This is a genomic window from Paraburkholderia flagellata (assembly GCF_021390645.1).
Classification (GTDB): Bacteria; Pseudomonadota; Gammaproteobacteria; order Burkholderiales; family Burkholderiaceae; genus Paraburkholderia; species Paraburkholderia flagellata.
Map to the genome: position 1 here is coordinate 1,143,171 of NZ_JAJEJT010000004.1, position 24,203 is coordinate 1,167,373.

Genomic DNA, 24,203 nt, shown 5'->3' on the forward strand with positions numbered 1-24,203 from the left:
CATGAACAATCCGTTGAATACGCTGTTCGGGCGCATGGCGCTGATGTCCGCGCTCCTGCTGTTCGCCATTCAGGCATGCTGGTTCATCGTTTTCGCGCCACAGCCGCGCCGCCACGAAGTAGAAGGTTTCGAGCGCGGTCTGCTGCTGATGCTGCATGCCGCGACAAATGCGCCGTCTGGTACGGCGACGAGCGCGCCGCCCAACGAAATGGACCTCGCGCCGGCCCTGCGCGTGCATCTCGTGCCCACCTGGAACATGCCCGCCGACGTGCGGCTCGAAGTCCCGAAGCGCGAGCCGCTCGCCGACTTGCGCAAGCAACTCCTGCGCGACCTGCCGCCCGGCACCGAGATTCTCGCCGACCTGCGCCATCGCGAAGCTCTTTGGGTGCGCTTCGCGGGCCAGTCCACGTGGATCGTCGCGCCTGTCGATCTGCCGCCGCCGCGCAATCTGCTGCCGCTGTTCGGTTCGATGCTCGCCATCTCGCTGCTTCTTGCGCTGCTCGCCATGTGGCAAATGCAGCGGCCGCTTTCGCTCGTGGCCCAGGCTGCGCGCGCGTTCGGCACCGGCCATCGTCCCGCGCCTGTCAAACAGCATGGGCCGCGCGAATTGCGCGAACTGATTGGCTCGTTCAACGGCATGATGAAGCAGCTCAACGAAGCCGACGACGATCAGGCCGTGATGCTCGCGGGCGTCGCGCACGATCTCAAGTCGCCGCTCACGCGCCTGAAGCTGCGTGCGAGCATGATGGGTTCGGAGCGCGAGCGCGAACAGCTCATACGCGAAGTCGATTCGCTCAACGATATCGTCCAGCAGTTTCTGGAATTCGCGCGGCAGCGGCCCGAATCGGGGCCTGAGGTGGAAGTCGATGCGCTGCTGCGCGAGCAGTTCTTTTCCGATGCCGGCGACGACGACGCGCTCTTCAGGCTCGATCTGCGCGCAGGCTCGGCGTTTCGGCTGCAGCGCACGCTGCTCGACCGGCTCGTGTCGAATCTCGTCGACAACGCGCTCGAACATGGCGTCCCGCCCGTGGAAATCGCCACGCGCCGAGAGGGCGCGCAGTGGATCGTCGAAGTGCGCGATCATGGCCCGGGCATCCCGCCCGAGCGCGTGGCCGCGGCGCTCAAACCGTTCGTACGCCTTGACGAAGCACGCGGCGGCGAGGGCCATTGCGGGCTCGGGCTCGCCATCGTGACGCGCCTCACGCGCAATCAGGGCGGCCGCTGCGAGTTGTCCAATCACCCCGAAGGCGGGCTGCGCGTACGTATCGCGCTACCGGCCGATGCAAGAGCCGCCGCGTAAGTCCTTTACTGCCCGCCGATTGCCCATCGACGCTTCGCTGCGCGTGCCGCTCAGACCACGAGCCGGCCGCGCAGACGATTCACCGCTTCGGGCGCAAGGCCAAGTCCCACGGTGAGATAGCGATTGAGATCCCCGTAGGTTCCCTGCACCGCGTCGAACGCGGCCTGCAGATAGCTGGCCTGCACGGGCGGCGCCACATTGACCGAATCCACGGCCGTCGAGCGCCACGCGTCGGTCAGCATGAAATCCTTCACGATGATTTCGAGCGGCACGTTTGCGATCAGCAGCAGCAGCGCGCACGCCCAACCCACCACGTCCACGCCGGTCCCACCCGTGATCAGCAGCGGCCCCGGCGCATCCGCGATATGTTCGAGCAGCGCGCCGTAGATCGAACATTGCATGCGGCCTGTCACGAGCGTGCGCCAACGCATTTGCATCGCCGCATCGAGTTCGCCGGCCAGCATGCCCGCGAACGACGGCGGCTCTAGCGTACCCAACACATTGAGCGCGAGGTAAGCGGCCGTGCTGGGCGTGATGTCGGGCGCTGCGTCGATTTCCGCAGGCGTGCGCAGATCGTAGACGTTGGAAAGCGCCAGGCGTTCCAGCGTCGCCGCGTCGACGGCGTTCGGTGTAAGCGCGTCGGAGCGGTAAATCAAGGCGCGGCGCACATGCGCGCCATCGCTCGTCGAATAGCCGGGCGCAGCGCCACCCAGATCGCGGAAGTTCGCCACAGAACCGATGACGGGCGTCGGTGCATCCTGCGCGCCGTCGCCTCCCGTGTATTCGCCGCCACACGCACTCAGCAATGTGCTTGCGCAACCGCTCAGCGCCAGCAGGCTCACCGTGCCTTTGAGCAGCGCGCGGCGCGGCGGATTGGCGAGCGCGGCGCCGCCGCTGCGCTCGATGTTGCCGGTCGCGGCCACAGGCAAACGCTTACGCGTATGCGCGAACGAAGAGGTGTAGTCGGAGAAAGGCAAATTCATCGGTTGGCAGCTTATGTTGGGAACCCGCAGTTCGAGCGGGCCGCTGCAACGTCGCGCGTCGCATGCGTTCGGAAACGGCGCAGTTTACCGGCAGATAAGCCTGAAAGGGTAAAAGCGCAAAACGCCGTAATAATTCTTCCCGATTCACAGTGCATTGCGCACCGATATTCGCCGCCGGTTTTGTTTATATTCTTACCGGACCTTTCCATTTACACACAACCGGTAATTCCGGTGGTAATGCGGGGCTATTTCGCGTTTCAACCTATGCCTGAATATCGGCCGCACCGCGCATTTTCTTTATAGTTCCTCCAAGTCCTTTCCAAATATTATTCTTGACGCTCTTTGTCGCGCTTTTATAATCGCCCGTGAATTCAGGCATTCGCCTGGCCACCGTGGCAGTCACCGACTGCCCCTGGGAGTCCCCCTTCATGTACAAAGGCAGTGTGACCGAGGAAGCGCGCGAAGTCCTGCGCGCAATCGAGCTGATCCAGCTGGGCGCACGCATGCCTGTGCTCGAAAAAGAACTGACGCTGTCGCGCAATCGTTTGATCAGGCTTTATCGGGAACTCAAGAACGCTTCGCCGCCCAAGGGTATGTTGCCGTTTTCGGCGGACTGGTATTTCACGTGGCTGCCGAACATTCACGCGTCGCTCTTCTACAACATCTACCTGTTCCTGACCGACAGAGCGAAATGCAGCCGGCTCGATGCGCTCACGCGTGCGTATCGCCTCTATCTGGAGCACTGCGAGAGCGCCGAAACCGAACGCGTGTTGAGCTTTACGCGGGCGTGGACACTGCTGCGCTTCTTCGAGGGCGGCTTGCTCACGCTGTCGAGCTGCACCGTATGTTCCGGCCGTTTCGTGCGCCACGTGCGCGACGCACACAAGCCCACCGCCTGTTGTATTTGCGTGCCCCCTGCGCGCGCCGGCATGACGCGCGCCGCACGCACGAACCGCAATCCGGAAACTGACGCTACGGCCTCCACCTCCACCACGCGAGGCCGCGCCGCAGCGGCACTGGGTGAGCTATCGGGCACCATGCGCGACACGCTCGCCGAAGTCACGCGCGCCCTCGACCCGAAGCGTTCCGCGAACCGCCTGCGCCTCGTCGCTTCAGTGCCCGTCTAAGCGACTCACGTCACATCTTCATCGCGCTGCGTATCCGCCTGCAGAGCGCGAATATCGCACGCGCAAATCCGGCAGATTGCTTTGTAATCCTGATGGTCGTGCTGATGCTGGCGAAGTTCGCATTGTTGCGCCGCAAGCTCGATAGCGTGTGAGTGCGCAGCCTGCCAGATCTCCCAGGCGATCTGCGCTCCGCTTTGCGCGTAATCGTCGTTGTGATCGCGCTCCAGCGCATCGGGCAGGCGCGTGTGGACTTGCAGATAGTGCGTGCGATAAAGCGCCTCGAATACCTCTCGGCGTGACGGGCGCTTCAAGATCGCCTCTTCGCGAACGTTACGGGACTTGTGAGGCGCAAAGACTTCATCCACATGCGTAGAGGCGTACTTCTTCTTGCGGGTGGGGAGGACCACGCGGTCGTCGCGCGAGAATGCGCGCACGACGTTACGGATAACGATATTGTCGCAGGCCGCGCAAAGGAATTGGCCGCGGAATATCGCGAATTTTTATGCGTTATTCGTGAGTCGTCTCAGCATCCGGACCTGCGATTATTGTAGGCATAAGAAAGTCGAAAGGAGTCGACCATGCAAATCGGGGCGGCGACACAGTTCGCCAACAGCGGCGCCAACACGAACACACTCCGTGCAGACGCGGCTTCAGACCAGGCAGAACAGGACGGCACACAGTCGAGCGACGGTTCGGCGAACGTCGCATCGTCCACATCGCAAGACGACGCCGTGCAGATTTCGCCGCAAGGCTATGCTGCCGCATCGACTGACGATATCGCGAACAGCGACGATACCGCGAGCGATGCAGCCGATACGACCGACACGAGCGATACAAGCGATGTAACCGACGGAACGCCTACGCCGGCCAACGCGCAGCCCGTGAAATCACTCGTTTACGGCGCGCTAGGGCTCGAGCGTCCCGACGCGCCCGCCGATCCGAACCACACGTACACGATTGGGCGCTGGATCGCAGCGGGCATTACGTTGGGCGGCATCATTTCCCTGTTCATCTGAACATCTGCGTGTCAACCTGGCGCGCATAATGTTTCGGATAACAGAAGACACGGGGGGCAAGTCGGCTATCATCACCGCCGGTAAAACAATAAATCCATCACGTACACGAGGTCCACCCGTGGCTCTCAGCGCCTCAGCCGTTCCGATCGCCATCATCGCTGCCGCCGCCGTTGCGCTCGTCAAAGGCGGCCCCAGGCAGCCCGCGCCGCTCGAATCGATCAACGCGCCATTCAAGGAAGTCGATTTCTCGGACCTTCCTGCATTGCGCCGTTTTCCCGCGCGAGACGGCGCGTCACTCGCCTAGCGCGCCTACCTGCCGCATGCGGGCGCGCCGCTTGCCTGCGTCGTGCTCATCCACGGATCGTCGGCAAGCAGCGCGAGCCTCCACCCGCTCGCGCGCCAGTTCGCCGCCGCGGGCTACGCGGCCTGCGTGCCCGATGTCCGCGGCCACGGCGAATCGGGCCGCAAGGGCACGATCGACTACATCGGCCAGCTGGAAGACGACCTCGAAGATCTGCTCGCCGCCTTGCCGGGCGAGCTGGCCGCGCTGCCGAAAACGCTGATTGGCTTCTCGGCGGGCGGTGGCTTTGCGCTGCGCTTCGCGGGCAGCACGCGTCAACATCTGTTCGATCGCTACGTGCTGCTCGCGCCATTCCTTCATCACAAGGCGCGCACCACGCGCAACGAGGTCGGCGGCTGGGTGTCGGTCGGCATGCCGCGCCTCGCGGTGCTCGCCGTGCTGAACGGCCTGCGCATCCGCGCCTTCAATCATCTGCCGACGATCGCCTATGCGCTGGCCCCTGAGGTCCGCGACCAACTCACGCCGCAGTACTCCTTCAATCTGATGCAGAATTTCCGCCCGCACGCAGACTATCGCGCGGACATACGCGGCGTACGGCGCCCCTTGCATGTGCTCGCCGGTGCCGATGACGAGGTCTTTCACGCCCGCGAATACGCGACGGCTTTCGAGGAAGCCGGTGCACACGTGCCGGTCACGCTCGTGCCCGGCACGGGACACATCGGCTTGACGCTGGATGCCCCTGCAATCGCGACGATCGTCAGCTGCGTGAAGCAATAAGGCAGGCGCGCCGCACCGCAGCATCGCCTATCCGTATCCGCCAAACTGGCGGAATCCGCCGATTGATCTTCGCGGCGAAGTGGCCCATATTCAAATCGGTACGCAAATCAGGCACCGATTTTGCGCCAATCTCGCGGCAATTCGTCAATCGAAGCGAAAGCGCGCTCCCATGCTCAACGCCCCTGGTCACGACGATCCTGGTCCGTCGGAGTGTCCCTACTGCGGGACCTGGTTCAACGCATCGCTCGCACTGTGCCCCCAATGCGGAGCGAATCAACAGCTTGCTGCTTCCCGCATCGCCGCCGCGAGCGAGGACGCGCCGGACGAACGCGAACGCGCGCATGGGGTTGCCGAGCGCCTGCGCGCGCTCCCGGGCGGCCTTGGCAACCGGGGCTACGACGGGGAATATCCATCGATCGATGAGGAACACATTGGCGAGCGCTCGCGGCTGCCGCGCTTTGCATGGGCGGGTCTCGGCGCGCTTGCGATTGCATTCGCCGGCTATGCGTTCCTGCATCGCAGCGAGTGGGAGCCGAAACTAGGCGCGCAAGTGGTCATGGGGTCCGTGAGCGGCACACCGGGCACACATGCCGCGCTGACCAGCCGGCCGCCTGCCGGCCTGCCGCGTGCGAACGCGGCTCAGCACAACGTCGCCCAGCGCAACGTCGCCCGGCCGAATGCGCCCGCCGTCGAACGCGCGCCAGCCTCGCCACGCTATGCGGGCGCGCACCCGGAAGTCGCGAAAGATCTGGCCAGCGCACGCGCAAGCCTCGACAAGAACAACCTTTGGCCCGCACGCAGGGCGCTCATGAATGCGCTCGCCGTCGAGCCCGGCAACTCCGACGCGCAGCAGATGCGAGCCGACCTCGTCGCGCGCGAGCAGCAGCGCGACGCGTTGATCGGCCAGGCGCGGCAATGCGCGCACGAGCGCCAATGGGCTTGTGTGCGGCAAGACGCGGGACACGCCGTGAATGTCGACGCATCGAGCCGCGAAGCGAGGCACCTGCTCGATCTTGCCAGCTCCGAGCGCCCGCCTGCCGCAGGCAAACATAATCGCCGGTCCTCGCCATGGGAAAGCCAGTATGCGCAGACAGGCGAGACCCGCTCTCGTCAGGATCCCCTCTTTTGGCATCACTGATTGTTTGTGCCGTGCCTTCCCGCTGATCGTTTCAGGTAGTGCTTTGTTGAAGTGAACAGGCTCCGAGTCTCGCGCTTGCGTGTCAGTTGCAATTGCGCCAGTTCGGGCGCGATCGCGGAAGAGCCAGGCTGCGCGCCCCGCAATCAGGGAACGATATACAGGTCGGAGAAGTTGCCGCGCAGCCCCTCGCCTGTGGGCGCGTAGTTCTTCACCTTGGTTGAAACGACCGTGATGTTCGGATTCGCGCCGAACTCGATCGACGGAATGTCGTCGTGCACGATCTGCTGAAAGCGGATGAACAACTGGCGGCGCTTGTCCGGATCGGTTTCGACCGACGCGGCCTCGAGCAGTTGGTCGACCTCCGCATTCGCATAGTGAGCCGCGTTCGAGAACGGTAAGCCGATCTTGAAGTTCTTCGACCAGAAAACGCGCTGTACGCCGACGGTCGGGTCGAAGGTGTTCGAGAGCGCCTCAAGCGTGATGTCGAATGCGCGGTCCGTATAGGCCTTCTTCACGTACGTGGCAAAGTCATAGCTCTGAATCTGGGCGTCGATGCCAATGCGCGCAAGTGACTGGCGCACGAAATCGGCGGCACGCGGGTCCTGGAAAGGGTTGTAGAGCAGCCGCAACGAAAAGCGCTTGCCATCCGGGCCCCGTTTCAGCCCAGCCGCGTCGAGCGCGGCGTTGGCCTGCGCGACGTCGTAGGGAAAGTAGTGGATACCGGCGTCGTGATACTTCGTGTTCGCCGCGCCGATCGCGGCCGCGGACACCGTGCCGTAGCCATACCAGACCACGCGGTTCAACGCATTCACGTCGATGGCCTGTGAAATCGCCTTGCGCACCGCCTTTTCCTTGAGCACCGGCGTGTCCAGATTGAAGATCAGCTGCTGGTGATTGCTGACGTACGGCCAGTTGGTCGTATCGACGTGAAAATCAGGCAGCGTGCCAAAGCGCTTGACGTCCGCCAGCGCAATAGCCTGATCGCCGAGATTGGCGGCGCCGGATTCGAGCGCCGCGGCTCGCGCGCCAGCGTCGGGAATGAAGCGGACGACGATTCTGTCGACATAGGGCTTTGGCTTGTCCCAGTAATCAGGATTGCGAACCAGCAGGATGTGGTCTCCGGGTGCGAACTCCTTGAATACGAATGGCCCCGTACCAATTGGCGCGCTATTGTGCGGATTCGACTGAATGTCCGTTCCGTCGTAAATGTGCTTCGGGATGATCGGAGACTCCGAACCCGAGAGCGCCGTCAACAGGAATGGCGCAGGCTTCGAGAGTTCAATGATGGCGGTGTCCGGGTCCGGCGTCCTGACGTTGACCACATTCGCGAACGTGCTGCGCCCGCGCGGATTCACCTGCTTGAGCGTCAGGATCGAGAACGCGACATCGGCAGACGTGAACGACTGGCCATCGTGCCAGCGGACGCCGTGGCGCAAACTGAACCGATATTGCAGCCCGTCTGCGCTGACCGACCAGGCCGTCGCGAGCAGCGGTTGGGGATTAAGTTCCTTGTCGTAGGCGAGCAGCCCTTCGACGACCTTCGGCCCAATCTCCGCATTGCCGCCCGCAGTGGTCGTCAAAGGCACGATCGACGCCGGCTCGGGCGTGACAATCCACGTGAGCGTGCCCCCGTGGTTGGGCTCGGCCATCGTGAGGCTGCCCCACGCCATCGCGAACGTCGCGAGGCTCATCTTAGCGATCCACGACTTCAAGCTGTTCCTTAGCACGCTCATTCCCCGTCTTCGCTGTTGTGGAACTGCCGATAGTACGGCGCTCGATGGCGAACAGGAACGGAGAAAAAGAGATTTGCTTTTGCGCGCAGCAACATATCTCCGCATGCAAAAACCTGCCGTGTCGACCGCAGCGGACGGTGGACAATCCGCATAGATTGACAAAGATCAATACTTCCTGGACCGCCAGTTCCATAGTGGATGGGTTGCGGCCGACCACGACGCGCCGACCTGGCGTGCCCTCGAATACGTATTCCTGCCCGGTTGGCCGAGCCTGTCACGGAGCCCGACATGGAACCTGCCACCCGACGCAGCGCGACACAGGTGATCCTGAGCGAACACAGACGTCTGACGAGCGTCGTCAACGGCATGCTGCGCGTGACTGATCGCATGGCGTCCAATGCCGATTCATCCGGCGCAATGCTCATGCGCGCGATGCTCTATTACATACGCGAATTCCCCGAGCAGATTCATCACCCGAAGGAGGAGCGATATCTGTTCGCACGGCTACGCGAGCGTACCGACGAACTAGATGCAGCGATCGATGAGCTCGGGTGCCAGCACGAGGAAGGCGAGCAGCATATCCACGCACTTGAACGCTCACTCACACGGTACGAACTGGAGGGCGACAGCGCGTTGCCTGCGCTGCGCGGCGAAGTGAGAGCCTATGCCGACTTCTACGCCCAACACCAGCACCTTGAGGAGACCGTGATCTTGCCTGGCGCGCAGCGCTATCTGACGGTGGCTGACTGGGTGGAGATCGACGAGGCCTTCGGCGCGAATCGCGATCCATTCGAGAGTCTCGAGATCGAAGACAATCTCGACGATCTCTATGCGCTGATTGTCCAGACAACGCCGGATGCGCAACCCTGAACGCGGCAAACATCGGGGAATATTCGGCGGCAGTGCTCGCCACGACGTTGAACGTCGACGCACTGGATTGCATTCGATGCGTCATTGCCCGCGCGCGCACGCATCCGCCCAGCGTTCGATGACGCTCACTCCACCGTGTCGTTCACGTCGGTGAGGCGAATCATGTGCGGGCGCACGCGCGCCTCGTCCTCCGGTTCATCCTGCGCCGGCGGATGAATCAGCGCGTCGAGGCGCGAGCGCGTGGCGAGGAACTCGGGGGTATTGAACTGTGCGTAGCCACGCGGACGCGGCACCGGCACCTCGATCAACTCCTGCACCTGGCCTGGATGCGCCTTCAGCACGAGGATACGGTCAGCGAGATAGATCGCCTCGTCGAGGTCGTGCGTGATGAAGAAAATCGTAATGTCGACGTTGCGCCAGATGTCGAGCAGATGCGCCTGCATCTTCGCGCGCGTTTGCGCATCGAGTGCACCGAATGGTTCGTCCATCAACAGGATGCCGGGCCGATTGGCGAGCGCACGCGCGATTGCCACACGCTGCTTCATGCCACCGGAGAGCTGGTGCGGATACGCGTTGGCGAACGGTTCCAGGCCAACGAGATCGAGCCATTGCAGTGCCTCGCGCTCGGCCTCCGCCCTTCCCTGACCATTCATACGCAGTCCGAACATCACGTTTTTCTTGACCGTGAGCCACGGAAAGAGCGTGTATCCCTGGAACATCATGCCGCGATCGGCACCGGGGCCGCTCACGGTCTTGCCGTTCACGCGCACCTCGCCCGAAGTTTGCGCCTCGAGGCCCGCGAGAATGCGGATCAGCGTGGACTTGCCACAGCCCGAAGGCCCGATCACGCACACGAACTCGCGCCGGTGCGTGGTGAAGCTGACATCGGCGAGCGCCGTGTGCTCGCCTTGCGGCGTGACGAACCGCTTCGTGAGATTGCGCACTTCGAGGATCGGTTCGCGCGCTTTCAGGCGCTCGAAGCGCGCACGCACCGCATCGGACTGCAGGAGATAGTCGGGAACGGTTTGCGGATTGAACATGATGCGGTCCTTGAAGATCCAGAATGCGTTTCGAAAGGCGGGTCGTTATGGACGAGTGCAGGCAATCGCGCCACGCCTCAGGCCTTGAGCGTACGATCCCACGGAAACAGCTTGCGACCGAGGAACGCCAGCACAAGATCGGTGCCCAGGCCAATGATGCCGATCATCATGATCGCCGCGTAGACGTTGTCGAAATGCTGATAACGCGCCTGCTGCGTGATGTACCACGTGATGCCCGAGCTCGTGCCCACGAGTTCCGCTACGATCAGATAAGTCCACGCCCAGCCGAGCAGAATGCGCTGGTCGCGATAGAGATCGGGCAGAATGCCGGGCACGACAACGTGCGTGAGCAGCTTCAGCCGCGTGGTGCCGAGCGTCATCGCCGCTTCGAGCAGGCCATATTCGAGCTTGCGTGTGGTGTTGGCGATGATGAGCACCTGCTGGAACAGCGTACCGATCACGATAATCGCGATCTTCGGCGCGTCGTAAATGCCGAGCACGGCCACCATCAGCGCGCCGAACGCGGGTGCCGGCAAATAGCGAAAGAACTCGAAGAACGGCTCCTGCAGGCGCGCGAGTACGCTATAGGTGCCGCACACGATGCCGAGCGGCACGCCGATCAACGACGAGAATACGAAGCCCCAGAAGATGATCTGCACACTGTGCCAGAGGCTCTGGTGCAGCCATACGCCGTCGTGAGCGACGGGCGGTGTCGTGAACGCGGTGTAGAACGCGCGCAGCACCTCGTGCGGTGCGGGCAGATACACCGGATTCGCGGGCACGCCCGCCGGCAGCGCGACGTGGGTTTCACGCGCATGGTCGAGTTCGTCGGCGAACACGGCCTTGTCCACACGCATGCCGGGCTGGAAATAGTCCACGCTGCCCGGCTGGGTGATCAACACTTGCGGATGCCAGACAAAGGGCACGTAGCTCACTACGCACCACACGAGCACCGGCAACAGAAACGACCCGATACCCAACATCCACTTGCCGCGCGGCGAAAGCTCGCGGCGTACGGCAAACCATCCCGTCTGGCTGATTTCGGCCATGCTGTTCTCCTTGACGTTCTCCTGCCAGGGCTTGTTCACGCCAATAACAGGCCCTGGATGACTACGGGCGCCGCATGCCGCCTTACTTCAGTGCGCTGGTGAGCGAAGGGTCCACATAGGCGTTCACGTCCTGCGAGGTCTTGTAGACCTGATACTTCACGTTGAACGCGTCGGCGGTATGACTCGAGCCGTAGAGCGAGTGAAAGCCATCGGCCTTCACGTAGGCCTGCTGCGCCTCGGGCAGCGTGAGCAGCTTCGTGCCCTTGAGCAGCGGCAAATACTGCGCCGGCGTGAGGCCCACGCGCGCGGCCATGATCTTCACGGCGTCGGGCTGCGTGGCCGGGTCGTCGATGTACTTCACCACGCGATACCAGACCTTCGCGAGCTTTTCGTAGTCCGCCTTGTGCGCGGCAAGGCTCACGGGGTTCACGGCCAGCACGTCGTAGATGAGGCCCGGCTCGTCGGCCGACGTGAACACGGGCCGCGCACCGGGTACCGCGCGCTGCGCTTCGCCCGCGTTCGGTTGCCATGCCGCGATGGCCGAGACGTCGGAAGAGGCCAGCACCTGCGGCGTTTCGTTGGTCTTCGCGTTCACGAGCGTGACGTCGCCCTCCTTCATCCCTGCGCGCTGGAGCGCGTCGAGCAGCAGCAGGTGATCGACCACGCCAAATTCGACGCCGATCTTCTTGCCCTTAAGGTCCTGGATCTTGCGTGCGGGCGGCTTGGCAATGACCATGTCGTTGCCGTTCGAATAGTCGGTGATGAGCGCCATCACGTTCTTCGCGCCGTTCGCGCCCATCGTGAGCGCATCGCCGTTGGTGACGAGCACGGCGTCGAGTTTGTTGGCCGCGAAGGCATCCATCGAGGCCGTGTAGTCGAACCAGTCGAACTTCACGTCGAGTCCCGCTTCCTTGAACCAGCCTTTGTCGATTGCCACCTGCCAGGCCACCCAGCCTGGCCAGTCGCTGTAGCCGATGCGCAGCGGTGCAGCGTTCGCCGCCTGTACGCAGGCAGCGAACAGGCCCGTGGCCAGTGTGAGCGCGCTGGCGGCGCGCAGCGCCCAACGGCGCAGCGGTGCGGCAGATTTTGCGTGGCGTGCCTCGACTGCATCGGTTGCGAACGGAACGTGCGTCGTCTTCATGGCGAATCTCCAGGAGTGAAAGTGCAACGGTTTTCTTGACGTAATGGCGTGGTGTTTCATGCTTCAGCGCTCCCGTTGGCCTGGGCCAGAGCGGCGCGATACGCGCGCCAGCCGCCGTGAGCGCTGATGTCGGAGTCGTGCGCGATCGCGGCGCGCTCGCCCAGCCACGCGCGGGCCAGGTCGAGCAGGTACGCGTCGTCGTGTGCGCGCGCAACGAACGTGATGCCGAACGGCTTGCCCGCGTGCGGGCCCGTTGCGCACTCGCCCGCTGGCACGGCGAGCGCGCTGAGGTCGAGCAGGTTCACGAAGTTCGTGTAGTAGCCGAAGCGCGCGTTCAACCCGATGGGGTCCGCTTCAAGTTCGGCAATTGTGGATGTGGTGGGCGAAGTCGGCGTGACAAGCGCGTCGATCTGCGGCCACACGCGTTCGCTTTCCATACGGAGTGCCGCGAGACGGTCGAGCGCCGCGAAGGCGTCGGCCGCGCTCCAGCGCGCTGCACCGCCCACGATCTCGCGCGTGACGGCATGCAACGCCTCGGGCTGCGCCTCGAAGAACGGCCGGATCGCGGCAAGCCGTTCGGCCACGAACGGACCTTCATAGAGCAACCGCGCCGTGGCGAGGAACGGCTCGAAATCGATCTCCACGAGTTCGGCGCCGGACGCGCGCAGCTTCGCAAGCGCTGCGTCGAACGCCACCGCATACGAAGCGTCACCGTAGAAGTTCAACTGTGCCGCACGCGGCACGCCGATGCGAACGCCCGCAAGCGTTGCGCGCTCGCGACCACTCGGCTGCCAGGCGCGTGCGTACGGATCGCCTTGCGTTACGCCGCGCGCGCACTCGAACACGCGCTGCGCCTCGTTCGCCGAATGCGCGAAGATCGAGACGCAGTCGAGCGAGCGGCACGCGGGCACGACGCCCTGCGTGCTCAGCACGCCCTTGGTCGGCTTGAGGCCCACGAGACCATGAAACGCCGCCGGCACGCGGCCCGAACCCGCCGTATCGGTGCCCAGCGAGAACGCGGCGAGGCCGAGCGCCACGGCCACCGCCGAGCCCGAACTGGAACCGCCCGAGGCGTACTCCGGGTCCAGCGCATTGCGGCACGCGCCATAGGGCGAGCGCTGGCCCGAAAGCCCCGTCGCGAACTGGTCGAGGTTGGTCTTGCCCACGGGAATCGCGCCCGCTGCGATCAGGCGCTCGACTACGGGTGCGCTTCGCTCCGGCGTGTACGCATAAGCCGGGCATCCGGCCGTGGTCGGCACACCAGCGAGGTCGATGTTGTCCTTGATCGCAAACGGCACGCCGTAGAGCGGCAGCGTGGCGGGATCTCGTTGTGCCAGCGCCTCTGCGTAGCGCATCATCTCGTCACGTGTAAGCGCACGTATCCATACGCGATGCGGATCGTCGCCGGCGGTCCGCTCGGCAATGCGCTCGACGAGTTGCACCGGCGTGAGGCTGCCGTCCAGATAGCGCGCGCGCAGTGACTCGAAGGTTACGGGCAGGTCGTCGTTGTGCGGATTCATTGGCATGCGGCCTCCTCACCGCTCACGGCGGTTGCTTGTGCGGTATCTCCCGATGCTTCGGATGCCACACGGATCACCATCAAACGCTGGCCCGCCACCACGGCGTCGCCTGCGGCGCAGTCGAGCGCGTCGATCACGCCGGCCGCGCTCGCGGTCACGGTCACTCCCATCTTCATCGACTCGAGGATCGCCACGTCCTGGCCCTCTTCGACGCGCTCGCCCTCGGCAACCAGCAGCTTCCACACGCTGCCCGACACATCGGCGCCAATCGCGCGGCAGTCGTCGGCCAGGGATTCGGCGGCGCGCGCCGCGCTTGCCGCTTCGTCCGCCGTGCCTTCGGCCACGTACTCGGCCTGGCCCGCTTCACGCCAACGCTCGCGTTCGGCTTCAAACGCGGCTTGCTGCGTAGTTTTGAACGCGGCGATCGACGCCGCCTCGTCGTGCAGGAAGCGCTCGTATTCGCCGAGGTCGAACACCGACTCCTCAATGCGCAGGCTGCGGCGCCCTGCGAGATATTCGCTGCGCCACTCCGCGAGTTCGGCCTCGCTCACCTCGAAGAAGCGGATTTCGTCGAAGAAGCGCAGCAGCCACGGCTTGCCCGGCGCGAACTCGGTCGTCGTGCGATAGCGGTTCCACATCTGCACGGTGCGGCCCACGAACTGATAGCCGCCGGGGCCTTCCATGCCATACACGCACATGTACGCGCCGCCGATGCCCACGGCGTTCTCGGGCGTCCACGTGCGCGCGGGGTTGTACTTGGTGGTGACGAGCCGGTGGCGCGGATCGACGGGCGTCGCGACGGGAGCGCCAAGATAGACGTCGCCGAGGCCGAGCACGAGGTAGCGTGCGTCGAACACGATGCGCTTCACATCGTCGATGCTCGCAAGACCGTTGATGCGGCGAATGAACTCGATATTGCTCGGACACCACGGCGCGTCGGGGCGCACGGACTGCATGTAGCGCTCGATGGCCACGCGTGTGGACGGGTCGTCCCACGAGAGCGGGAGATGCACGATACGGTTCGGCACGCGCATGGCGTCGACGGCGGGCAGTATTGCTTCGGCATCCTTCAGATGTGCGATCAGCTTGTCGAGCGTGAGCACCGCGGGATCGAAATGCACTTGCAGCGAACGGATGCCCGGCGTGAGATCGACGATGCCGGGCAAGCGGTGCGCTTCAAGCCAGTTCATCAGCGCATGCACACGGAAGCGAAGTTTCAGGTCGAGCACGGACGGGCCGTATTCGATCAGCAGGTTGCGGTCGCCCGAACGGCGATAGACCACGCCTACGCCTTCGCCCGCTTGTTCGTCGCGATAAAGCACGCATTCGCGTGCGCTCTCCTTCACCGCGGCGCCATCAGCGGGCGCGGCGGGCACGAACCGAACCGTATCGCCGGGGCGCAGTTGACCGAGCTTCCACAGCTCCTCGCCGATCACCGTGACGGGACATACGAAGCCGCCGAGGCTCGGGCCGTCCGGGCCGAGAATCACTGGCATGTCGCCCGTGAAATCCACGGCACCGATCGCGTAGGCGTTGTCGTGGATGTTGGAGGGATGCAGGCCCGCTTCGCCGCCGTCCGCACGCGCCCATTGCGGCTTCGGGCCAATCAGGCGTACGCCCGTCCGGCTCGAGTTGTAGTGCACCGTCCAGCGCGCTTCGTAGAGCATCGCAATGTCGTCGCGCGTGAGGAAGTCGGGCGCGCCGTGCGGGCCGTCGAGCACCGCCAGCGCCCACTCGTGGGTGAGCGCCGGCACGCGAGCGGCCGCGAGCCGCGAGCCCGCTTCGCGCGCCGCGCCCTTGCCTGCTTCAGGCGCGAGATGCAGCACATCGCCCCTGCGCAGCGCGCGGCCCGCGTGGCCGCCGAACTGGCCGAGCGAGAAGGTCGCCTTACTGCCGAGATAGTCGGGCACCTGCAGGCCTCCCTTCACCGCGAGGCACGCGCGCACGCCCGCGCCCGTCACGCCGCCAAGCTTGAGCACCATGCCCGCGCTCGCGCGCACCACCTCCCAGTACGGCACCGGCTCGCGGTCCAGCGTTGCGGCAAGCGGCGCGCCGCCCAGCACGAACAGCGTTTCCGTGTTGAAGCGCAGCGTCGCGCCCACCATCGTGAATTCGAGCCCCGCCGCATCCGGTGCGTTGCCGAGCAGTTCGTTGGCAAGATTGAACGAGCGCTCGTCCATTGGGCCCGAGGGCGGCACGCCCACGTCCCAGTAGCCGAGCCGCCCCGGCGTTTGCTGAACGGTGGTCTGCACGCCGCCGTCGAGCACGTCGATCGTATGCGGCGCAAACAGGAAGCGGCCGAGAAAGCCCGTGGTCTGCTCGCCGGCCACGAACGTTGCGCAGCCAACTATCGCGCGCAAATAGTCGAGGTTCGTCTCGATGCCGTAAAGCTCCGCGCGCGCGAGCGCGTCACCGAGTTTCGCGAGCGCCGCTTCGCGCGTTTCGCCTGTGGCGATGATCTTCGCGAGCAGCGGGTCGTAGAACGCGCTGACTTCTGTGCCGGCGTCGATCCACGTGTCCACGCGCGCTTCGGCGGGAAACGTTACGTGCGTGAGCAGGCCCGAACTCGGCTGGAACTGGCGGTTCGGATCTTCGGCGTAGACGCGCACCTGAATGCTCGCCGCACGCGGCGCGAGCGTGTTGACGGGTGCCAGCGTATCGAGCGGCGCAAGCGTACCTTCGGCCTGGCGGATCATCCATTCCACGAGGTCGACGCCGTACACCTCCTCCGTCACGCCGTGCTCCACCTGGAGCCGCGTGTTCACTTCGAGGAAGTAGAACGCGCGGGTTTGGGTGTCGAACACGAATTCCACCGTGCCCGCGCTCGCATAGCTCACCGCTTTCGCAAGGCGCACGGCCGTAGCGTGCAATGCGCGGCGCTCGTCGTCGGTCAAGCCCGGCGCGGGCGTTTCCTCGATCACCTTCTGGTTGCGCCGCTGCACCGAGCAGTCGCGCTCGCCGAGCGAGATCACGTTGCCCTTGCCGTCGCCGAATACCTGCACTTCGATATGGCGCGCATGCTCGACGAACTTTTCCAGATACACGCCCGCGTTTGCAAAGTTGCTCTCACCAAGCCGCACAACAGAGGCGAATGCGGCTTCGAGCTGCGCGGCGTCACGGCAGAGCGACATGCCAATGCCGCCGCCACCCGCTGTGCTCTTGAGCATCACCGGATAGCCGAGCGCAGTCGCTGCTTCGAGCGCTGCCGCCACGTCGGGCAGCAGGCCCGTGCCGGGCAGCAGCGCGACTTCGTTGGCGCGCGCGATTTCACGCGCCGTGTGCTTGAGGCCGAAGGCTGTCATCTGTTCGGCGCGCGGACCGATGAATGCAATGCCGGCGCGCTCACAAGCTTGCGCAAACGCGGCGTTCTCGGAGAGAAAGCCATAGCCCGGATGCACGGCCTGTGCACCGGTATGCCGCGCCGCCGCGAGAATGGCCTCGGCGTTCAGATAGCTCTGCGCGACGGGCGCTGGTCCGATGCAGACGGCTTCGTCCGCGAGGATGACGTGCATGGCGTGGCGATCCGCTTCCGAATAGACGGCCACGGATGCGATGCCCAGGCGCTTGAGCGTGCGGATCACGCGGCACGCAATCTCGCCGCGGTTGGCAATGAGAACCTTGTCGAACGCCATCGTCATGCCCCCCAAACGAGCAGACGCACGGGCGTCGGGTTATAGCCGTTGCACGGATTGTTCAGTTGCGGGCAGTTCGAGATCAGCACCGTCACGTCCTGTTCCGCGCGCACTTCCACGTATTTGCCGGGCGCGGAGATGCCGTCTTCGAACGTGAGCTTGCCAAGAGGCGTAACGGGCACATTCATGAAGAAGTTGATGTTGCTGACGATGTCGCGCTTGCCCAGCAGCGCGCCCACACCGCAGGTGCAGTGCGCGAGCGCGTTGAGGTAGCTATCGCGGCAGCTGTGCATGTGACGCTTTTCGAGCGCGTAGCGCACCGTGTTGCTCTCGGCCGCGCAGGCGCCGCCAAGCGTGTCGTGGCGGCCGCACGTATCGGCGACGATGGTGAGCAGCGGCGCGCCGCGGTTCGACATGAGCACGCTGCCCGCGCTCAGATAGAGGTTGCGCTGCGCACGGATGGTGTCCTGTGCGCTGTAGCGTTCGGTGGGGTCGGCGCTGCTGTAGAACAGCGTGTCCACGGCCTGGTTGCCCTCCAGGTCGACGATGCGCAGCGTTTCGCCGCGCTTCATGTCGTGCATCCACGGCTCGCCCGCGGGCAAGGTGAAATCGGTGTGGGCGTTGCGCTCGTCGAGCGCGCTTTCGATGATCGGCATGACAGCTCCCTTGCGCTCAGGCGAACAGACGGTCGGTGTTGATGAAACCGCGCTCGTTCTCGGCGCAGGCCGTGCGGCACAGATCGTCGGCGCTCGCAGCAGAGTCCGCCGCATAGGCGCGCCAGGCAATGAGTTTCACCGGCTTCGGCGCGTACTCGCCGTGCGGATCGAGTGGGTGCGGTGCCGTTGAAAACGCCGCGAGCGTGTTCATCTCGAAGCGCAGGTCGAACGCCGCGCCCGCATGCGAATGGCGCGGCACGAATTCGAGCGAGCCGTCCTCGCCCACGGCAACCTTGCTGAAGAAGTTGACGTTGGCCACGAGATCGCGCGGACCCAGGCCGTATTTCGCGAGTTCGAGCACGAGACTGTCGCGGCCGTTGCGGATCATGTCGTTGCGGTGTCCCTGGTAGCGCTGCTCGCCATACTTGCGCATGAATAGCGTCGCGTCGCCCACCCCGCCGAGGGGGTCGTGCCAACCGAGCGTATCTGCGGTAATCGAGGCGATCACGCGGCCCATGTCGGTATACAGCGCGTGGCCGCGCGTGAGATGTGCCGTGTGCTGCGCCTTGAGCGTGTCGGCCATGTTGTAGCGTTCCAGCGGATCTTCCTGGCGGTGGAACACGGCGGCGAGATTGGCGCAGCCTTCGAGGTCGATCACGCGCAGCGCAAGGCCGCGGCGCAGGATGCCCGACCAATGGGCGCCAGCGGGAATCACGGTTTCCCACAGCACGTCCACGGGTGGCAAGGCGGATGGCAGATCAGGCTGCGCGCAGGCAGAGGAGAAGCGGGTCGGCATGGAGGCTCCTGTTTGCGAAGGGATAAAGCGTGAGAGGGCGACCGAACGACATCGCGACCTCCCGGGCTTTTATCCCTCCGTGGAGCCTCATCGCCGCCTTGCAGGCAAGGTGGGAGACGAGACCGGATTGCTCTCGGACCAGACATCGGACGCGGTATGAACAGATGTGCCACGCCGACCGGAACCCTAGCGATCCTAAGATGATGCAAATTGCTTCGCACCTCTCGCCGGGCTAATTAGCGAGTTCTGTGCCAAGTCTGTTTGAATGCGCTGGAGGCCGCCTCGATGCGCTCTCGCGGCAAGCGCGGGAACGCGGCGCGCGCCGCGACCCACTACACCCGCGCAATCGCAGTGCAGTGCGTGCACCATGTTGCAAGACCAGGCACCGCGACGGGGCACCGTGCATGCTCATGCAGCGCTCCGAGGGCGCAAAAGGTCAATGGCATATGAATTGCGTTCGCATGCGGTTCTCCCTACCCGCTCATTCGCTTTCCATGCAACCCGTCCCGCACATCGCCGCGCGCCTGCGCCAGTTCCTCTATGCCATGCTCGCCGCGCGCTTTATCGAACTCGCTCCGCGCGCGACTTCTCACGCGAAACGCGAATAGTGGCTTCCTTGCCTTCGAGCGTATCGTCATCCTGAGCCTGCGCCAGCAAGCGTGCGGCGCCTCCTCGAACTTCGTGCTTGTGCCGCTCTACGTGCAGCGTTCACGCGGCGGATCTGTGCGGCGAACCGTTCAGCGCCTACCCGCGCGCGGCAGGTGTCGTCGTCCACGGGCGAACTCTCTCCGTGTGCGCCAAACGCGGCTTCGAGCACAAAGTTGTGCAGGAAGCCCAGCAGGCGTCGACGCTGGTCGGTCTGATCGCAACGGGGCTCGGCATTGCGCTCGTGCCGGCCTTGCTGCGCGCCATCGCGGTACCCGGCGTCGTGTTTCGCACCCTCGATGACGACGACGCTCTACATCGCGCACCGCTACGCAGATGAGAACGCGCGCGTCACGCAGTTCGTCGACCTGGCGCTCGCGTCCCGGCAAGAGCCATGACTGGGACGCAGCGGACGCGGCCACATAAGGACCGCCTGGGCAAAACATCAAGACGCAAGGCCAGCCACTCTGGCTTGGCGTTTGACAGCCTTAAGTGAGGTCGTTGACATATTCACGACCTCCAGGCTCCTCCGTCTCAACTCCATCCGCACTACTGAGTAAATCAAGCGGTGCGCCAACGCGCAGCTCCGTCCCGCAAGCGGGCCAGTGTCCTCAAGCGTTGGATCGGCTCACCCGGCTGACCAGCGCGAGCGCGCATAACCGGGTATCGTGTCGACTATCCAAAACCTCCACCCTCGCCCATGAATCCGGTCCATCGTCATCGAGTCCCCGCCCGTCTTGCACTGAAACGTGCTGCCGCCATGGCCACGGCGTCTTTCGCGCTCTTCGCGGCTGGGTGCACGACGCCCGCACAGCAGGCCGGGCACAGCGCGCAGACGCAATCTGCGGCCTCCTCTTCACTCGATGCTGCGATCGCCGGTCCCCAGCGCAGTGAGCGGGCCAAAGCGCGCGACGCCTATCGACATCCGAACGAGACGTTGCAGTTCTTCGGCGTCGAGCCCACGCAAACAGTGCTCGAAATCGCACCGGGCGGCGGCTGGTACACGGATATCCTGGCGCCGTGGCTGCACGATCACGGCCATCTTTACGAGGCCCAATACGTCAGCACGTCAGCGGAACTGGCCGCCGAAGACCGCGACTCCGACGCCGCTTTTTTGCGCAAGCTCGCGGCGGCCCCGGCGCTCTATGGCAACGTCAAGGTCGGCACGTTGCACGCAGGTGAATTCAAGGGCTTCGACGCAAACGGCCAGTTCGACGAGGTGCTCACGTTCCGCAACATCCACAACTGGATCAAGGATGGCCAGATCGACGACAACCTGCGCGCGTTCTATGTCGCGCTGAAACCCGGCGGCGTGCTTGGCGTCGAGGAGCATCGCGCGCGGCGAGGCACGACCGTCCAGCAAATGATCGATTCCGGCTATGTGACCGAAGAGTACGTGATCGAGCATGCGCAGGGCGCGGGCTTCGTGCTGGCCGCACGCAGCGAGATCAACGCGAATCCGAAGGACACCAAGGATTATCCGCACGGCGTCTGGTCGCTGCCCCCGACCTACAAGGGCGGCGACGTGGACCGCGCGCAGTATGCCGCTATCGGCGAATCGGATCGCATGACGCTCAGGTTCATCAAGCCATAGCGCAGCCGCAGTGTATCGACCGCACACGGGTTCGGGCATTCGAATCGTCGCGGAGCAAGAATCGTTGCGGTGTCACGCCGCTAGCTCGCGAAAACCTCACTGCGAAAGTGTGCGAGTCGACAAGACCCGGTTTGATCTGCAGCGTCACGTCGACGGGTTTGCGTGGTGAGCACGGCGGCGGCTACAAGCAATACGAGCGGCGATCGACGAAGCTCGCACCGTTAGAGGATTTCTGCTCCCACCACGGTCCGTGCACCCGCGACCGCCCAATCGGGAAAACGCCTAATTCGCTGCGATCGCCGCTACGGCATAATCCGCCATTGAGTGGAAGCGCTTCCACTTAATGTGTTCCTGCGATGCTGTTCGCATCGAATGGGCCGAACATAGGCCTCGTCGCCGACAGCTCGCGAATGGACTTCTCTCTCACAGCGGGGGGTGATTCGTTATCCCTTGCCAAATCGATAGTGAATCCGTCGCTATGTCTGGCAAAACCGGCAATAGATCTGCGCTGCGCCTCGTGATCGCATCGAGGCTCTTTTCGGGCGCGACGATAGCAATGTTTCTGTCGGGGCTTGGCGCGTCAGCTGCGGCACCGCAGATCGTCATGTTCCTGGTGAAAGAGCTCGGTGCCCCGTTGCCATTGGCGGGACTGTATTACCTGACGAGTCTTGCGGCCCCGGTGGCAGGCTATTGCGTGGGGCGCTACTCCGACCGCACCGGCAACCGTCTTGGTCTGTTCCGCGTGTGCGCCGCGACAGGCTTTGCCGGTTGGGCGGGGCTGGCGCTGTCCACATCGGTCTGGATGCCTTTCGTGATCGGCGTCGTTCTGCTGGCGATTTCCGGCGCTTCGACCTCGCAAATTTTTGCAGCTGTCCACGATGAACTTGGCCGCAAGCCTGCTGATTCAGATGAAAGCGTCGTGGCCATTATTCGTATGGCATTGACCGGCGGTTGGATCGTCGGTCCGGTTGTCGGCGCGTGGGTGGCGGCCACCTATGGTTTGCGTCCCATGTTATGGATGACCGCGGCCTGCACGCTTTTGCAGATCGCCCCGCTCGGAACGCTGAATCCAGCGCCTCTGCGCGAGCCCAAACCGGCTAGCGAGCCCGCGCATCACGCCGGCGTGCGCGCCATGTTGCCGCTGCTGATGTTCACAGGACTCTTCGTTTTGGTCTACGCAGGCGAACCCGTGAAGTATGGTTTTCTGCTGATTTATATGGAGGAGCACCTCAAGCTGAGTCCGCCAGTCCGAGGCGCGGTTATCGGCATTCAACCATTTATCGAGCTGCTTATCATGCCCTTCAGCATCGGCTTGGGGCGCAGATTCGGCAATGTGTGGCTGATGTGTTTCGCGGCTGCCCTCGGCGTGCTGGCCAATCTGTGTTTTGCACTTTGGCCATCCGCCGTGGGCATGTTCGCCGGACAGATCCTCATGGGCGGAGTTTGGGGCGTCTTCATGGTATTGGGGATTATCGTTGCCCAACGTCTGCTGCCCGAGGCGGTGGCGACGGCGTCGGCGATTTTCATGAGTTCGAGCGCGCTTGCGTCGGCGCTCGGCGGCAGCGCGGGCGGCCTGGGTGTCGCCATGCTGGGCCTTCCCCGTGTCTTTTTGTTGCCCGCGCTCTTCGCTGGGCTTGCCGTTGTGGGATTGGCGTCGATGGCGCGTAGCGCCAGTTTTCAGGAACGTTTGTCCCGTGCGAATGCGTCGGGCGATTCATCCCTCGTGTCGGGCAGGTCAGCGAGTGAAACCGCCACCTGAGAAAGCTCGAGTGCCACATTGCCGGTTCAGGGCGACGTTGTCTACTGCTTCGGCGAAGCGCAGCACGACTAAGACCCGTTCCATGAGCCCTGGCGCGACTATCACGCACTCATGGAGCCGTAGGTCAGGCGTCAACAGGCGCGTGGTGTTCCCGCTTGCCGGCGTGATGCTTGACGGTCTGCCGGTGAGCGTTGGCCGTCGAACCTGTCCGGTACGATGCGAACTGCACCCTGACGCGATGCGAATGCGCCAGCACCGAATGGTGATGATGCAGCCGGGTGCTTGCGTAATAGTGCGGCTCGACGACGGGCGTCTCGTCGCCGTTCAGCCATCGGCGTATCGTGACGAGGTCGGCGGAGCGCCCCCACGATGTTTGCGAGCCGAGCAGCGCAATCATCACCTGGCCATTCGGCATGTTCGCATCGACCACGATGCAGCGCCCCGCCTCGCGGATATAGCCGGTCTTTGCGACCAGAACGTCCCAATCGGCTGCGCGGACGATCGGGTCGGTGTTGTGATAGAACCTCGTCCTGCTGCCGATCTGCTGTTCATAGCGGGGAAGTGTCGTGTATTCGCCGATCAACGGGTAGTGCGCCGCGGCTTGCGCCATCTTCACGACGTCGCGTGCCGTCGAGAAATCGTCCGGCGAGAGCCCGGTTGGATCGGCGAAGTGCGAATTGGTCATATGTAGCGCGCGGGCCTTTTCATTCATCTTCTGGATGAACGCAGGCTGGCCGCCCGGGAACGCACGAGACAGCGCGGACGCCGCGCGGTTTTCGGACGACATGAGCGCAAGGCGCAGCATCTCTCCCCGTTCGAGCGACACACCGATCGGGATGCGCGACCCCGAGTGCTTGAGCCGATCGATGTCGTCATCGTCGACGGTCACCGTGTCTCCCAGCGGCTGGGCGCTGTCCAGCACGACCATTGCCGTCATCAGCTTGGTGAGCGACGCGATCGGCTGGAGGTCGTCGGCATTCTTTTCCAGCAGGACTTCGCCGCGTCCGACGTCGTACACGATTGCGCTACGTGAATAAAGGAATGGCGTCTCGGCCCATGCGACGAATGGCACAGTGGCGAGCAATAGCGCGCTGAGAAAGTTCTTCATGGCGTTCACACCTCGGGA

Annotated in this window: 22 protein-coding genes and 1 riboswitch; of the genes, 11 read left to right on the top strand and 11 right to left on the bottom strand. The window is 64.1% G+C overall.

What is annotated here, in order from left to right; translation table 11 throughout:
* Position 1: 1 nt before the first annotated feature.
* Positions 2-1,300, top strand: a complete 1,299-nt coding sequence (locus L0U83_RS35740; protein ID WP_233888879.1) for an ATP-binding protein — start codon at positions 2-4, stop codon at positions 1,298-1,300.
* Positions 1,301-1,350: 50 nt separating this feature from the next.
* Here the strand turns inward: L0U83_RS35740 and L0U83_RS35745 are convergent, their stop codons facing one another.
* Entirely contained in the window at positions 1,351-2,283 is a 933-nt protein-coding gene (locus L0U83_RS35745) for a tyrosine-protein phosphatase (protein ID WP_233888880.1), read from the bottom strand.
* Between the two features lie 428 nt (positions 2,284-2,711).
* On the opposite strand from L0U83_RS35745, the gene flhC reads away from it, so the two are divergent.
* Positions 2,712-3,410, top strand: coding sequence for a flagellar transcriptional regulator FlhC (gene flhC / locus L0U83_RS35750; RefSeq protein WP_233888881.1), 699 nt, complete (start codon positions 2,712-2,714; stop codon positions 3,408-3,410).
* 5 nt (positions 3,411-3,415) lie between these two features.
* On the opposite strand, the gene L0U83_RS35755 is transcribed toward flhC, so the two are convergent.
* Positions 3,416-3,721, bottom strand: coding sequence for a phiTE_015 family protein (locus tag L0U83_RS35755; RefSeq protein WP_233888882.1), 306 nt, complete (start codon positions 3,719-3,721; stop codon positions 3,416-3,418).
* Between the two features lie 267 nt (positions 3,722-3,988).
* Here L0U83_RS35755 and L0U83_RS35760 point away from each other — a divergent pair, with 267 nt between their 5' ends.
* From L0U83_RS35760 to L0U83_RS35775, 4 genes are all read left to right on the top strand, one after another.
* Positions 3,989-4,426 (top strand): hypothetical protein, encoded by a 438-nt coding sequence (locus tag L0U83_RS35760; protein WP_233888884.1) that lies wholly within the window; start codon positions 3,989-3,991, stop codon positions 4,424-4,426.
* 118 nt (positions 4,427-4,544) lie between these two features.
* Entirely contained in the window at positions 4,545-4,730 is a 186-nt protein-coding gene (locus tag L0U83_RS35765) for a hypothetical protein (protein WP_233888885.1), read from the top strand.
* Between the two features lie 9 nt (positions 4,731-4,739).
* Complete coding sequence (locus tag L0U83_RS35770; protein ID WP_267939702.1) at positions 4,740-5,504, top strand: alpha/beta hydrolase; 765 nt, start codon at positions 4,740-4,742, stop codon at positions 5,502-5,504.
* Positions 5,505-5,673: 169 nt separating this feature from the next.
* A complete protein-coding gene (locus tag L0U83_RS35775) occupies positions 5,674-6,642 on the top strand; it encodes a hypothetical protein (protein WP_233888887.1) in 969 nt (322 codons plus the stop codon).
* Between the two features lie 143 nt (positions 6,643-6,785).
* Here the strand turns inward: L0U83_RS35775 and L0U83_RS35780 are convergent, their stop codons facing one another.
* Entirely contained in the window at positions 6,786-8,333 is a 1,548-nt protein-coding gene (locus L0U83_RS35780; RefSeq protein WP_233888888.1) for an ABC transporter substrate-binding protein, read from the bottom strand.
* A 330-nt stretch (positions 8,334-8,663) separates the two neighbouring features.
* Here L0U83_RS35780 and L0U83_RS35785 point away from each other — a divergent pair, with 330 nt between their 5' ends.
* A complete protein-coding gene (locus tag L0U83_RS35785; protein ID WP_233888890.1) occupies positions 8,664-9,245 on the top strand; it encodes a hemerythrin domain-containing protein in 582 nt (193 codons plus the stop codon).
* A 125-nt stretch (positions 9,246-9,370) separates the two neighbouring features.
* Here the strand turns inward: L0U83_RS35785 and L0U83_RS35790 are convergent, their stop codons facing one another.
* The 7 genes from L0U83_RS35790 to L0U83_RS35820 all read right to left on the bottom strand — a co-directional run bounded on the left by L0U83_RS35790 (position 9,371) and on the right by L0U83_RS35820 (position 19,079).
* Complete coding sequence (locus L0U83_RS35790; protein ID WP_233888891.1) at positions 9,371-10,285, bottom strand: ABC transporter ATP-binding protein; 915 nt, start codon at positions 10,283-10,285, stop codon at positions 9,371-9,373.
* A gap of 77 nt (positions 10,286-10,362) precedes the next feature.
* Positions 10,363-11,334, bottom strand: coding sequence for an ABC transporter permease (locus L0U83_RS35795; RefSeq protein WP_233888892.1), 972 nt, complete (start codon positions 11,332-11,334; stop codon positions 10,363-10,365).
* Between the two features lie 82 nt (positions 11,335-11,416).
* Positions 11,417-12,475, bottom strand: coding sequence for an ABC transporter substrate-binding protein (locus tag L0U83_RS35800; RefSeq protein WP_233888893.1), 1,059 nt, complete (start codon positions 12,473-12,475; stop codon positions 11,417-11,419).
* Positions 12,476-12,531: 56 nt separating this feature from the next.
* Positions 12,532-14,001 carry an allophanate hydrolase gene (gene atzF / locus L0U83_RS35805; RefSeq protein ID WP_233888894.1) on the bottom strand — a complete coding sequence of 490 codons (1,470 nt, stop codon included), beginning with the start codon at positions 13,999-14,001 and terminating at the stop codon, positions 12,532-12,534.
* Positions 13,992-17,627, bottom strand: a complete 3,636-nt coding sequence (locus tag L0U83_RS35810) for a 5-oxoprolinase/urea amidolyase family protein (RefSeq protein ID WP_233889209.1) — start codon at positions 17,625-17,627, stop codon at positions 13,992-13,994. Before L0U83_RS35810 ends, atzF begins: the two co-directional genes overlap by 10 nt.
* A gap of 2 nt (positions 17,628-17,629) precedes the next feature.
* Positions 17,630-18,283 (bottom strand): urea amidolyase associated protein UAAP2, encoded by a 654-nt coding sequence (locus L0U83_RS35815; RefSeq protein WP_233888895.1) that lies wholly within the window; start codon positions 18,281-18,283, stop codon positions 17,630-17,632.
* Positions 18,284-18,299: 16 nt separating this feature from the next.
* Positions 18,300-19,079 carry an urea amidolyase associated protein UAAP1 gene (locus tag L0U83_RS35820; RefSeq protein WP_233888896.1) on the bottom strand — a complete coding sequence of 260 codons (780 nt, stop codon included), beginning with the start codon at positions 19,077-19,079 and terminating at the stop codon, positions 18,300-18,302.
* Between the two features lie 56 nt (positions 19,080-19,135).
* Positions 19,136-19,280, bottom strand: a riboswitch (guanidine-I (ykkC/yxkD leader).
* 260 nt (positions 19,281-19,540) lie between these two features.
* On the opposite strand from L0U83_RS35820, the gene L0U83_RS35825 reads away from it, so the two are divergent.
* The 4 genes from L0U83_RS35825 to L0U83_RS35840 all read left to right on the top strand — a co-directional run bounded on the left by L0U83_RS35825 (position 19,541) and on the right by L0U83_RS35840 (position 23,077).
* Entirely contained in the window at positions 19,541-19,687 is a 147-nt protein-coding gene (locus L0U83_RS35825; RefSeq protein WP_233888897.1) for a hypothetical protein, read from the top strand.
* Between the two features lie 77 nt (positions 19,688-19,764).
* Entirely contained in the window at positions 19,765-20,064 is a 300-nt protein-coding gene (locus L0U83_RS35830) for a LysR substrate-binding domain-containing protein (protein WP_233888900.1), read from the top strand.
* Positions 20,065-20,484: 420 nt separating this feature from the next.
* A complete protein-coding gene (locus L0U83_RS35835) occupies positions 20,485-21,318 on the top strand; it encodes a class I SAM-dependent methyltransferase (protein ID WP_233888902.1) in 834 nt (277 codons plus the stop codon).
* A gap of 478 nt (positions 21,319-21,796) precedes the next feature.
* Complete coding sequence (locus tag L0U83_RS35840; protein ID WP_233888904.1) at positions 21,797-23,077, top strand: MFS transporter; 1,281 nt, start codon at positions 21,797-21,799, stop codon at positions 23,075-23,077.
* Between the two features lie 124 nt (positions 23,078-23,201).
* Here L0U83_RS35840 and L0U83_RS35845 read toward each other — a convergent pair whose 3' ends face one another.
* Positions 23,202-24,185, bottom strand: a complete 984-nt coding sequence (locus tag L0U83_RS35845; protein ID WP_233888905.1) for a D-alanyl-D-alanine carboxypeptidase family protein — start codon at positions 24,183-24,185, stop codon at positions 23,202-23,204.
* Between the last annotated feature and the right edge of the window lie 18 nt (positions 24,186-24,203).